This window comes from Nakamurella sp. GG22, from assembly GCF_052976845.2.
Genome location: NZ_JBRIIO020000004.1, coordinates 40,255 through 51,868, shown reverse-complemented (window position 1 = coordinate 51,868; position 11,614 = coordinate 40,255). Strand labels below are relative to the sequence as shown.

The window sequence follows — 11,614 nt, the reverse complement described above, 5'->3', positions numbered from 1 at the left end:
GAGCCGCTAGCTCGGATCCGGGTCCGGTTCGGGCGCCTCGATGACGACCAGTTCGGTCCCGGCCGGGTCGACCGCGATCGGCTGCGCAGCGATCGCCTCGGCAATGGACAGCGCCCGTTGCGCAGACGAGTCGGTCACCGTCGCGGTCAGCAGCACGGAGTCCGGCTCGATCGTCACCTCTATCTCGTCCCGCAGGTCGTCCACCGTGAGGTCGAGCTCCAGCTCGCCGATCAGCCGTTCGGCCAGCGCGTCACCGTCCAGCACAGCCCCGGAGGAATCCATCAACCGGGCCACCTCCGACGCCGAATCCGGTTGCCCGGGCCGCATCAGGAAGAACGTGACCGAACTGGAGTACTCGGGCGGGCCGGTCCCCTGGATCACCGTGACCGCCCCGACGCCGAGCACGATCGCCGCCGCGGCGACAGCGCCGCGGCCGACCTGCCGGCGTCGGGTGTCCATCTGACCGTCAGCTCCCAGCGGGCGGCGCCTGGTTGACGCCCGGAGTCGGGCCTTCCTCCCGGACCTCGCTGCGGTCGCCGGACCAGAGCGTGTGGAAGGTCCCTTCCTTGTCCACCCGTTTGTAGGTGTGCGCACCGAAGAAGTCGCGCTGGCCCTGGATCAACGCGGCCGGCAACCGTTCCGAGCGCAGGCCGTCGTAGTAGGACAACGCCGCCCCGAAGCCCGGTGTCGGGATTCCGGACTGGGCCGCCCCGGCCACCACCCGACGCCAGGAGTCCTGGGCGTGGGTGATCGCGTCGGTGAAGTAGGGCGCGAGCAGCAGCGACGCGGGGATCTCCACCCCGGTACCGACGTCGTACGCCTCGGTGATGCGGTTGAGGAACTTGGCCCTGATGATGCAGCCGCCGCGCCAGATACGCGCCACCGCACCGACATTGATGTCCCAGCCGTATTCGGCGGCGCCGGCGAAGATCTCGTCCAGTCCCTGGGCGTAGGCGACGATCTTCGAGGCGTAGAGCGCGATGCGGACGTCCTCGACGAACTGGTCCTTGTCCTTGACCGACCAGCCGCTGTTCGGCCCGGGCAGCTTGCCGGCCGCCGCGACGCGCTGGGTCGCGGCGGAGGAGAGCCCCCTGGCGAAGACGGCCTCCGCGATGCCCGACACGGGGATGCCGAGGTCGAGCGCCGTCTGCACGGTCCACGTCCCGGTGCCCTTCATTCCGGCGGCGTCGACCACGACATCGATGAAGGGCGAACCCGTTTCGGCGTCGACGTGCCGCAGCACCTCGGCGGTGATCTCGACCAGGAACGAGTCCAGGTCGCCCTTGTTCCATTCGGCGAAGATGTCGCCGATCTCGGACGGACTCAGGTCGGCGCCCCGGCGCAGCAGGTCGTAGGCCTCGGCGATCAGCTGCATGTCGGCGTATTCGATGCCGTTGTGCACCATCTTGACGAAGTGCCCGGCGCCGTCGGTGCCGATGTGCGTGCAGCAGGGTGCGCCGTCGACGTGGGCGGAGATCTTCTCCAAGATCGGGCCGAGCGATTCGTAGGACTTGGCGGACCCGCCAGGCATGATCGACGGCCCGTTGAGCGCGCCCTCCTCACCGCCGGACACACCGCAGCCGACGAAGTGAATGCCCTTCTCCTGCAACGCCGCCTGCCGGCGCCGGGTGTCGGAGAACTTGGCATTGCCGCCATCGATGATGATGTCGCCCGGCTCGACCAGCGCCGCGAGCTCATCGATGACGGCGTCGGTGGGACCGCCGGCCTTGACCATGATCAGGATCTTGCGCGGCACCGCCAGGGATGCGACGAATTCCTCCGTCGAATCCGACGGGACGAAAGTGCCGTCACCGCCGTGCTCCTCGATCAGCGCCCTGGTTTTCGCCGTGGTGCGGTTGTGCACCGCAGTGACGAAGCCGTTGCGGGCGAAGTTGCGGGCGAGGTTGGAACCCATCACGGCAAGTCCCGTGACGCCGATGTCGGCCTTGGGGGACGTCGCGGTGGTCGCAGGATCGGTCATTTCCGGGCCTCCGGGCAGCAGTCAGGGCGGTGCGGACGCCTCAGCCTTCCGCACCGTCGGGAGCGCCGCACGCCCGGGGTGCCCTGGCCGCCCGACCCCGGGGACGGGCCGGTCGGACGGCGTCAGCCGGCGATCGCGGCCTTGACCGCGGCGGAGATCCGGGCCCCGTCGGCACGCCCCTCGGCCGCGGCCTGCACCTGCTTGATGATCGGGCCCATCTGCCGCATGGTGACCGGCGCACCGGTGTCCGCGCGCACCTGCTCGACCGCCGCGCTGACCAGGGAGCCGAGCCCTGCGTCATCCAGCGGAGTCGGCAGGTACCCGGACAGCACCGCCGCCTCGGCCTCCTCCTGGGCCGCCTGCTCGGCCCGTCCGGCACCGGCGAAGGCCTCGGCCGCTTCGGCCCGTTTGCGGACCTCCTTGGCGAGGACGGCCTGCACCTCGGTGTCGGTCAACTCCTTCGCGGTGCTGCCGGCAACCTCCGCGGTGGTCACCGCGGCGAGCGCCATCCGCAGCGTCCCGGTGGTCAGGGTGTCCCTGGCCTTCATGGCCGTGGTGAGGTCCGCGCGCAGGCGACCCTTCAGGGTTGACGCACCGCTGCTGTCGGTCATGTCGCTCATTTCCTCGATGGTTCCGGTTCGCCACCCGCGACACCGTGTGCCGCGACCTGGTCCAGAACAGTCTCAGCACGGGGCTTGACAGTCAAAGCTAATGGCATTAGCTTTTGGGCTATGCACACAAGCCAAGTGAACGGAGCCCCACTCATGACGACCGACACCACCACCCAGTACCTCGACCGCGGCGAGGGCCGAATCGCCTACGACGTCACCGGCAGCGGGCCCCTGGTCGTCGCGGTTCCCGGCATGGGCGACCTGCGCAGCTCCTACCGGCACCTGGCGCCGGCACTGGTCGACGCCGGCTTCCGGGTCGCCACCATGGACCTGCGGGGCCACGGAGACAGCGACACGTCGTTCACCGCCTACGACGATCCGGGCGCCGCGTCCGACGTCAGCGCGCTCATCGAGCACCTGGGTGGCCCCGCCCTGGTGATCGGCAACTCGATGGGTGCGGCCGCCGCCGTGATCGCCGCAGCCGAAACCCCCGCTCTGGTCAGCGGTGTCGTGCTGATGGGACCGTTCGTCCGCAACCCGCTCGCGCCGGCCTGGCAGCGATTCATGTTCCGGGCGCTGATGGGCGGCCCGTGGGCCAGACTGGCCTGGCTTTCCTGGTACCCGACCCTGGTCCCGACCCGGAAGGATGCGGACTACACCGAGCATCGGGCAGCGATCGGAGCGGCGCTTGCCCGCCCGGGATACGGCCGGGCGTTCCGGACGACCACACAGGTCTCCCACGCTCCGGCAGAGGCGGCGCTGGACAAGGTGTCGACGAACGTGCTCGTGGTGATGGGCAGCAAGGACACCGACTTCCCCGATCAGCAGGCGGAGGCGCAGTGGATCGCCGATCGGCTCGGCGGGCGCGTCGTCATGGTCCCCGACGCCGGCCACTACCCGCAGTCCGAGTTCCCCGAGGTGACCACGCCCGCTGTACTGGAGTTCGCCCGGACGGTCGCGGCCGGACGCACGGATGCCTAGGGCGGGTCTGTCGCGGGCGGTCATCGCTGCCGACGCCGCCGAGTTCGCCGACGAGAACGGCTGGGACCAGCTCACCTGCGCCGCGGTGGCCACGAGGTTCGGTGTCCGTCAGCCCAGCCTGTACAAGCACGTTGCGGGCCTGAGCGAGCTGCGCAGGGACGTCTCGGTGCTGTCCGCCCGCGAAATGCACCAGGAACTCACGGCGGCGGCCGTCGGTAAGTCCGGCGCGGAAGCGCTGCAGGCCATGGCGGAGGCCTATCGCACGTTCGCCAAGAAGCACCCCGGTCGTTACCAGGCGTGCGTCATCGCGCCGGCGTCCGGCGACGTCGAGTACCAGCAGGTGGCCGCGGCGGTGGTCGCCACCATTGCCGCGGTCCTGAGTGGGTACGGGCTGGAGGGCGATGACGCGATCCACGCCATCCGCGGCCTGCGTGCCCTGATGCACGGCTTCGTATCGCTCGAGGCGGCCGGCGGATTCGCGTTGCCGCAGGATCTGGACGAGAGCTACCGCCGGCTGGTTGACGGATTCGCTGCGTCGCTATCCCGCGACTGAGATGGTGGACAATCTACCTGCCGCCGAGCGGTAGGGCGCGAAAGGTGTGCTCCCGCCACAACAATCGGGAGGCCTCCTCCGGGTAGGCCGTGACGGCCGGTGGGGTGTCGAGCAGTTGGACCAACCGTTGCCGGGTATCGAAAGCGGGCCAACCGGGGTCGCCGTCGGCGGCGAACGCAGTCCACGCGGCGCGGACCCATTCGGACAGCGCCTCCGCTTCCGCGGAAGCGGGCTCGCCGATCAGCAACCCGGGTCCACCGCTGGTGAGGTTGCCGAACACCAGCGGCACGTCGAGGCCATGGCACGCACCGAGGGCGCCGTCCATACCGGGTGCGGACCAGGTCAGCTCGTAGACGTGGGTCCGGCCCGCGTCGGCATGCGCCTCGGCGAGGTGCAGCGTCGGCATGCGAAACAGCCAGTCGCCGTTGACAAGTTCGTACAGTTCCTCCGGACCGGCGGCCGGGAAGGCCTCCCGATAGCGGCGGGCACCGTCAGCGCCGGGGGCGAAGGAGCGCAGGGCGGACTCGGCCTGTTCCTCCGTCACCTGTCCCAGCACCCCGTCGATCAGGCTGAACAACCGATGCTCGTCGCGGGTGTGACCGACGAGCAGCTCGACATCGCGCCCAGCCCCTCCGGCCACCGCCTCCCAGGGGGTGGTCGGTAGGACGTCTCCGTCGACGACGGGTGCGAACGGAATCGGCCGGTGGGTAATCGGGCCCCACCGGTCCTTCCACCGGTCGATCTTCGCGGACACCGCCTCTCCCGCGGCCGGCATGCGCCAGGGGTCGACGGCGGACAGCTCGGCCACTGTTGGCCGCACTCCCAGTTCGGCGGCACACGCTGCGGCGACGTCGGCGGCAAGCTCGGCAGAGAAGAACACCCCGGGCATGCTCTGCACGATGGCGCGGCGGAAGAGCCCGGCCGCCCGCGGCATGGCCAGCAGCGCAGCGACCGATCCACCACCGGCCGACTCGCCGAAGATCGTCACCCGGTCAGGGTCGCCGCCGAAGGACCGAATGTTGTCGCTGACCCACTGCAGTGCCGCGACCTGGTCCAGCAGTCCCCGGTTGGCCGGGGCGCCGTCGATCTGCGCGAAACCTTCGACACCCAGCCGGTAGTTGATCGTCACCAGCACGACGCCCCCCGCTGCGAGCCGACCGCCGTCAAACTCCGGGAGGCTGGACGCGCCGATCAGGTAGGCGCCGCCAGGGATCCAGAACAGCACCGGAAGTCCGGCCCCCGGGGCAGGATCGGGCGACCAGACGTTGACGGTGAGCCAGTCGTCGCCCGCTGTCGACCCTGCAAGACCGTCGGTCCGGGACAGGCCCGGCTGCGGCGGCGGCGGGCCGAACGAGACCGCTTCCCGCACACCAGACCACGGACGCACCGGGCGTGGTGCGGCGAAACGCAGCTCACCGACCGGCGGCTCGGCGTACGGGACGCCGTGGAACACCGCCACCCCGGCTGAGCTGCCGCCGCGCAGCTGCCCGCTCGCCGTCCGGACCTCGGGCCCGGACTCCGACGATGCGGCGGCGGTGACGTTCACGACGGTTGCCTTCCGGCTGATCGGGGGCGCTCGAGCGGGTGGCCCGGCTCCGCGGATCATCCCGGCGCACAGGCATGTCGACCAGCGATTTACGGCCCGCCGCTCGCTCGGGAAAGTGCGCCGCTACCGCCTGGTCGCGGCCGCATAGACGACCCGGCGCGCCAGGCCGTACCGGGCGGCCACCGCGTCCACCGCATCCCGGCGGGTACCGCCGCCGTCCACGAGTTCCCTGACGGCCGCGGCAAGTTCGTCGGCTCCCGCCGGTTCGACGTCCTCGGTGGCACCGGCCACCACGAGCGTCACCTCACCCCGCACACCCTGCTCGGCCATCAGGACGAGATCGGCAAGCGTGCCCCGTCGGACCTCTTCGTAGGTCTTGGTGAGCTCCCGGCAGAGCGCCGCGGGCCGGTCGGCACCGAACGCCGCCGCCATCGCCGTCAGCGCCTCGGTCAACCGGTGCACCGATTCGAAGAACACCATCGTCCGGCGCTCCCCGGCCAGCTCGGCCAGCGCCCGGCCGCGTTCGCCGGGTTTGCGCGGCAGGAAACCCTCGAAGCTGAACCGGTCGGACGGCAGCCCCGACAACGCGAGAGCCGTGATGACGGCGGAGGGGCCGGGCACCGAGGTGACAAGCAGGCCGGCCTCGGCGGCCGCGGCAACCAGCCGGTAGCCCGGATCGGACACCGACGGCATCCCCGCGTCCGTCACCAGCACCACGGTCTGCCCGTCCCGCATGCGGTCCAGCAGGGCCGGGATGCGGGACTGCTCCACGGATTCGTAGTAGGAGACGATCGGCGCGCTGAGCGTGACGCCGAGGTCGGCTGCCAGCCGGTGCAACCGCCGGGTGTCCTCCGCGGCGATCACATCGGCGGTGGCGAGCGCGGTGCGCAGCCCATCGGACGCGTCCGACGGCCGGCCCAAGGGGGTGCCGGCGAGCACCAGCCGCCCCGCCTTCACGTCCGCCGTCACCCCGTCACCCTACGATCGAGCGCATGTCCGCCCCGCCCACCGCCGTCAGCACGGTCGCTGACGACTCCGCACCGGAGGCGCCGGAGGATTTCGAGGAGCCCACCGAAATTGGCGACCCCAACCTGCCACAGCCGGATCCCGCGGAATCCGTCGTTCCGATCGGTGCCGTTCCCGCCCTGACGAAGCCGGTGCGGACCCCACGTCGGGTCCTGCCGCCGATGCCGACCGACCGCGCCCGCGGCTGGGCCGTCACCGGCGTGATCACCGCAATCGCGGCGGTCGTCAGGACCGTCGGCCTCGGGTCGGCCACCGACGGCGGGACGCCGCTGTTCGACGAGAAGTACTACGCGATCCAGGCCCAGGAGATGCTCCGCAACGGCGGCGTCGAGGACAACCAGGGTTTCGGCGTGGTGGTCCACCCACCACTGGGCAAGCAGCTGATCGCGATCGGCGAATGGCTGATCGGCAACACCCCGACCGGGTGGCGGCTGGCGTCGGCCGTCGCCGGCATCGTCAGCGTACTGCTGATCATCCGGGTGGTCCGCCGGATGACCAGGTCAACGATGCTCGGTGGCATCGCGGGGGTGCTGCTGATCTGCGACGGCGTCAGCCACGTCCAGTCCAGGTCGGCGCTGCTGGACATCTTCCAGGCGGTGTTCGTCCTCGGGGCGTTCGCCTGTCTGATCGCCGACCGCGACCAGGTGCGCGCCCGATTGGCGGCCGCGGTGGCCGACGGCTCGATCGCGACACACCGTGCAGGCATCGCCCTCGGTGCCCGCTGGTGGCGATTCGGCGCCGGTGTGCTGCTGGGTCTGTGCACGGCGGTGAAGTGGTCGGGGGCGTACTGGATCGTCGCGTTCGGGGTGCTGACCGTCATCTGGGACATCACGGCGCGACGGGAGGCGGGCATCCGGCGCCCTGTCCGGGCGGTGCTCCGGCGGGATCTGCTGCCCAGCCTGTGGTCGCTGGGCGTCGTGCCGCTGATCACCTACATCGCGTCCTGGTGGGCGTGGTTCGCCTCCGAGACGGTGTGGCCGCGACACACCCTGGTGGCCGTCACCAGCAACCGTTCGGACTGGAAGAGCGGCGCCCTGTACGAGCTGGCCTCGGTCTGGAAGAACGAACTGTGGCAGTGGACGTGGAAGATGCTGGACTTTCACTCCCACCTGCTGACGCCGACGGATCCGACCAAGCGGCATCCGTGGGAATCCAAGCCCTGGACGTGGCCGATCGGCACCCGGCCGGTGCTGTACTACTCCCCCGCCGACGGGACCGCGTGCGGCGACGGACCGGTCAACTGCGTCCGGCGGATCTTCCTGATCGGCACGCCCGCGCTCTGGTGGATCGCGCTGTTCGTGCTGGCCTGGGCACTGTGGAAGGCCATCGGCCAGTTGGACTGGCGCTACGCGGCGGTCCTGGTCGCCTACGGCGCCGGCTACCTGCCCTGGTTCACCAATCTCGACCGGCAGATGTACTTCTTCTACGCGACACCGCTCGCGCCGTTCCTCGTCATCGGGATCGCCCTGGTGTTGGGTGACGTGCTGGGCCGGGGCATGGCCACACCCGACAGCGGCTCACCCGATAGCAGCTCACCCGACACCGGATTACCCGACACCAGCTCACCCGATACCAGCTCACCCGACACCAGCGGCGGCAGCCGGGTCGGTGTGGAGCGACGGCTGACGTCGGTCGCCGTCGTGGCCATCTACGTCGGCCTTGTTGTCGCCAATTTCATCTGGCTCTGGCCGATCCTGAACGGTGACCCGATCACCCAGGAGCGCCTGGTGATGGAGACCTGGCTGCCCTCCTGGGGGTGATTTCGACCCTGGTTTCCGGTCTCGGAGGCGACCCTGCGGGCCTCTGACCGGCAGGTATAGGGTCGATGCCGAGTGCGGCCACCACCCCGTGCTGTCGCGCCGGTTCCACCTCAGGACAGCAGAAAGTCGAAGGAGATCACATGGGCCAGTACACCTTGCCGGATTTGCCATACGACTACGCGGCGCTCGAGCCACACATCTCGGGCCAGATCATGGAACTGCATCACAGCAAGCACCACGCCGCCTACGTGACCGGCGCGAACACCACCCTCGACCAGCTCGCCGAGGCTCGCGAGAAGGATTCCTTCGGGTCCATCAACGGTCTGGAGAAGAGCCTCGCGTTCCATCTCGGCGGCCACATCAACCACTCGGTGTTCTGGCCGAACCTGTCCCCCGACGGCGGCGACAAGCCGGACGGAGAGCTGGGCGCGGCGATCGACGAGTTCTTCGGATCGTTCGACGGATTCCAACGTCAGTTCACCGCCAACGCCAACGCCATCCAGGGTTCCGGCTGGTCGATCCTCGCCTGGGACACGCTCGGTCAGCGGCTGAACATCCTGCAATTGTTCGATCAGCAGGGGAACATCCCTGCCGCGCAGATCCCGATCGTGCTGCTGGACATGTGGGAGCACGCCTTCTACCTGCAGTACAAGAACGTCAAAGCCGATTACGTCAAGGCCTGGTGGAGTGTTGTCAACTGGGCGGACGCCACCGCTCGTTTCAATGCCGCCCGCGCGAACACCGGCGGGCTGATCATCCTGTAATTGCTGTCAGCCGTGCTGTGGGCCCCGGCGTCGATCCTGACGCCGGGGCCTGCGTCGTCTTGAACTACAGCAAGCCTCACTCCGCGAAACCACGCCTCACTCACGCTGCAGCACGAGCAACCCGTCGATTTCCCGAGCATCGCCGCGACAGAAGCCCGCGGTCAGCCCGACCCGTACGGCAGCGGCTCGGCCAACGCCACCGCTACCCCCAGCCGCTCGGCGAGCCGGCGTGCATCGTAGGGAGCACGGGCCTGGTAGTCGTTGTCGAAGAACACCTGCACCTGCCGGACCCCCGGGGTCCGCGCCCACTCCGTCACCCGGCCCGCCCACCATTCGATGCCCTGATCGGTGTAGCCACTGACGTACAACTCCTGGTCGCCGTGCAGCCGGACGTAGACGATGTCGGCGGTCACCTCGTCGACCCAGGTGAATTTTCCCGCGGTGTCCGCGACCACGAGCCCGATGCCGTACTCCCGGCAGAGGCGGGCGAAGTCGCCGGTGCCGAAGGAGTCGTGCCGGACCTCGACCACGTGCCGGATCGGCGCGTCCGGGCGTTCCGCAGTGGTCACCGGGTCCTCGCCGAAGCGCGTCTTGATCCGGTCGTCGCACCGGGCGGCGATCGTGGCGGCCTGCTCAGCGGTGAAGGGCAGGGAGTTGAAGAACTCGCGCATCCGGTCCTCCCGGTACCCCAGCATCGGCGGCAACTGCCACAGGATCGGCCCGAGCTTGTCGCCCAGTGCGAGGACCCCGGAGGCGAGAAAATTGGCCAGCGCCTGATCGCCGCCGCCCAGCTTCTTGAGATGCGTGATGTACCGGCTGCCCTTCACCGCGAAGGTGAATCCGTCGGGTGTCGCGTCGCGCCAACGGCGATAGCTGCTGGGCCGTTGCAGCGAGTAGAAGGAGCCGTTGATCTCGAGCGCGTTGAACGCGCTAGAGGCGAACTCGAGCTCACGCCGCTGCGCAAGTCCACGCGGGTAGAAGCGCCCCCGCCAGTGCGGGTAGGTCCAGCCGGAGACCCCGATCCGGATCTCGGCCGTCACGACCGGGCGGTGTCCGGCCGCTGTTCCACTGCCGCCTCGACCCGGGCGACCTTGCCGTCGAGTTCGCCGACATGGCCGGGCCGGATATCCGCCTTCAACACCAGCGACACCCGGCTGCCGTACCGGCCGACGACGTCGCAGGCCTTCTTGACGACGGCCATGCACTCGTCCCAGTCACCCTCGACGGTGGTGAACATCGAGTCGGTCCGGTTCGGCAGTCCCGATTCCCGCACCACCTTCACCGCCTGGGCGACCGCTTCGGAGACGGACCCCGACGGGTCCGCGCCGGCCAGCTCGCCGACACCGGACGGGGCGATCGAGAACGCGATCAGCATCCGCCCACCGTATCGGCGGAGGGATCAGCGGCCGACAGCCGGTGCGGCATGGCCGCTTCCGGTCGGCGGACTCCCTGATTGACCAGCTGCGGGGGAACGACTACCCGCGGGCGCGTTTGACGGCGGCCGCCAATTCGTCGCGGGACATGGTGGATCGGCCCGCGATGTCCAGTTCCTGGGCTGCTCGGTAGAGCTCCGCGCGAGTGGGCGTCGCCGAGGGCGCAGCGGCCGGCGCGGCTTTCGGGGTGGCGGCTTTCGGGGAGGCGGCGCGTGCGGTGGCGGCGCGTTCGGTGGTGGTGCGGGCGATGGTGGTGCGGGCGGGGGTGCTGCTCGAGGTCGCAGTGGGAAGAGAGGCTGCGCGGGCCGTGGCGGGTTTCGACGAGTCCGAGCGGGTGGTGGTGGCCCGGCGTGGCGCAGGGCGCGGCTTCGGCGTCCGCCTGGTTGCCTCGGCGGGCGCTGGGTTGTGCACGGGCAGCGCCGCGGGAGCCGCGGTTTCCGGAGCGGCAGCGGGGGCGGTGTCGACCGGAACGGCGGCCGGGACGGCATCGGCCGGCACTGCACCGTTCGACTTCGGATCGCCGGGGGCGACGCCCTTGGCGGTCTTCGCCGCCTTCTTGGCATCGGGCTTCTTGGCGTCGGCCTTGCCACTCCCGGAATTGCTCTTGACCTTGTCCGGTGCCGCCTTTTCCGACGCCTTCTTGAGGCTCGCCTTCAACGCGGCCTTCTTGGCGTAGCCCTTCTTGGCGTCGCCCTTCTTGGCGTCAGCCTTCTTCGCCTTCGCCTTGAGCGCGGCCTTCTTGTCAGCGGCCTTCTTGTCGGCAGCCTTCCGTGCGGCTGCCTTCTTGTCAGCTGCCTTCTTCGCCGCGGTCTTCTTGGCAGCGATCCTCTTGTCGGCAGCCTTCTTGGCCTTCTTGTCGTCCTTGGACTTCTTGTCGTCCTTGGACTTCGAGGACTTCTTCTTCGAACCGGCCACGGGGGCAACCTCCTGCTGGACTGGGGCGAAGTCGGCGGCGAAAG

General features: G+C 69.7%; 12 protein-coding genes. 4 read left to right on the top strand and 8 right to left on the bottom strand.

Going from position 1 to position 11,614, the window contains the following annotated elements:
• Window positions 1-6: 6 nt before the first annotated feature.
• The 3 genes from ACVBEQ_RS06175 to ACVBEQ_RS06165 form a co-directional block, all read right to left on the bottom strand.
• Window positions 7-459, bottom strand: a complete 453-nt coding sequence (locus ACVBEQ_RS06175; protein WP_447155285.1) for a YveK family protein — start codon at window positions 457-459, stop codon at window positions 7-9.
• Between the two features lie 7 nt (window positions 460-466).
• Entirely contained in the window at window positions 467-1,981 is a 1,515-nt protein-coding gene (gene gndA, locus ACVBEQ_RS06170; protein WP_447155284.1) for an NADP-dependent phosphogluconate dehydrogenase, read from the bottom strand.
• Between the two features lie 122 nt (window positions 1,982-2,103).
• Window positions 2,104-2,601, bottom strand: a complete 498-nt coding sequence (locus ACVBEQ_RS06165) for a GatB/YqeY domain-containing protein (RefSeq protein ID WP_447155283.1) — start codon at window positions 2,599-2,601, stop codon at window positions 2,104-2,106.
• A gap of 144 nt (window positions 2,602-2,745) precedes the next feature.
• Between ACVBEQ_RS06165 and ACVBEQ_RS06160 the strand changes: the two genes are divergently transcribed.
• Both ACVBEQ_RS06160 and ACVBEQ_RS06155 read left to right on the top strand, forming a co-directional pair.
• The gene (locus tag ACVBEQ_RS06160) at window positions 2,746-3,573 is read left to right on the top strand and encodes an alpha/beta fold hydrolase (RefSeq protein WP_447155282.1); all 828 of its coding nucleotides are present in this window, start codon (window positions 2,746-2,748) and stop codon (window positions 3,571-3,573) included.
• Entirely contained in the window at window positions 3,566-4,126 is a 561-nt protein-coding gene (locus ACVBEQ_RS06155) for a TetR/AcrR family transcriptional regulator (RefSeq protein ID WP_447155281.1), read from the top strand. The genes ACVBEQ_RS06160 and ACVBEQ_RS06155 overlap by 8 nt, the downstream gene beginning before the upstream one ends.
• A 13-nt stretch (window positions 4,127-4,139) precedes the next feature.
• Here ACVBEQ_RS06155 and ACVBEQ_RS06150 read toward each other — a convergent pair whose 3' ends face one another.
• Together ACVBEQ_RS06150 and rsmI are read right to left on the bottom strand one after the other, a co-directional pair.
• Entirely contained in the window at window positions 4,140-5,732 is a 1,593-nt protein-coding gene (locus ACVBEQ_RS06150) for a carboxylesterase/lipase family protein (protein WP_447155280.1), read from the bottom strand.
• 63 nt (window positions 5,733-5,795) lie between these two features.
• Window positions 5,796-6,641 (bottom strand): 16S rRNA (cytidine(1402)-2'-O)-methyltransferase, encoded by an 846-nt coding sequence (gene rsmI / locus ACVBEQ_RS06145; RefSeq protein WP_447155279.1) that lies wholly within the window; start codon window positions 6,639-6,641, stop codon window positions 5,796-5,798.
• A gap of 23 nt (window positions 6,642-6,664) precedes the next feature.
• On the opposite strand from rsmI, the gene ACVBEQ_RS06140 reads away from it, so the two are divergent.
• Window positions 6,665-8,458, top strand: coding sequence for a dolichyl-phosphate-mannose--protein mannosyltransferase (locus ACVBEQ_RS06140; RefSeq protein WP_447155278.1), 1,794 nt, complete (start codon window positions 6,665-6,667; stop codon window positions 8,456-8,458).
• Between the two features lie 140 nt (window positions 8,459-8,598).
• Window positions 8,599-9,222 (top strand): superoxide dismutase, encoded by a 624-nt coding sequence (locus ACVBEQ_RS06135; protein WP_447155277.1) that lies wholly within the window; start codon window positions 8,599-8,601, stop codon window positions 9,220-9,222.
• A 161-nt stretch (window positions 9,223-9,383) separates the two neighbouring features.
• Here the strand turns inward: ACVBEQ_RS06135 and ACVBEQ_RS06130 are convergent, their stop codons facing one another.
• From ACVBEQ_RS06130 to ACVBEQ_RS06120, 3 genes are all read right to left on the bottom strand, one after another.
• Complete coding sequence (locus ACVBEQ_RS06130) at window positions 9,384-10,262, bottom strand: DUF72 domain-containing protein (protein WP_447155276.1); 879 nt, start codon at window positions 10,260-10,262, stop codon at window positions 9,384-9,386.
• On the bottom strand, window positions 10,259-10,597 hold the full coding sequence (locus tag ACVBEQ_RS06125; RefSeq protein WP_447155275.1) for a thiamine-binding protein: 339 nt from the start codon (window positions 10,595-10,597) through the stop codon (window positions 10,259-10,261). Before ACVBEQ_RS06125 ends, ACVBEQ_RS06130 begins: the two co-directional genes overlap by 4 nt.
• Window positions 10,598-10,697: 100 nt before the next feature.
• Entirely contained in the window at window positions 10,698-11,570 is an 873-nt protein-coding gene (locus ACVBEQ_RS06120; protein ID WP_447155274.1) for a hypothetical protein, read from the bottom strand.
• Window positions 11,571-11,614 lie beyond the last annotated feature (44 nt).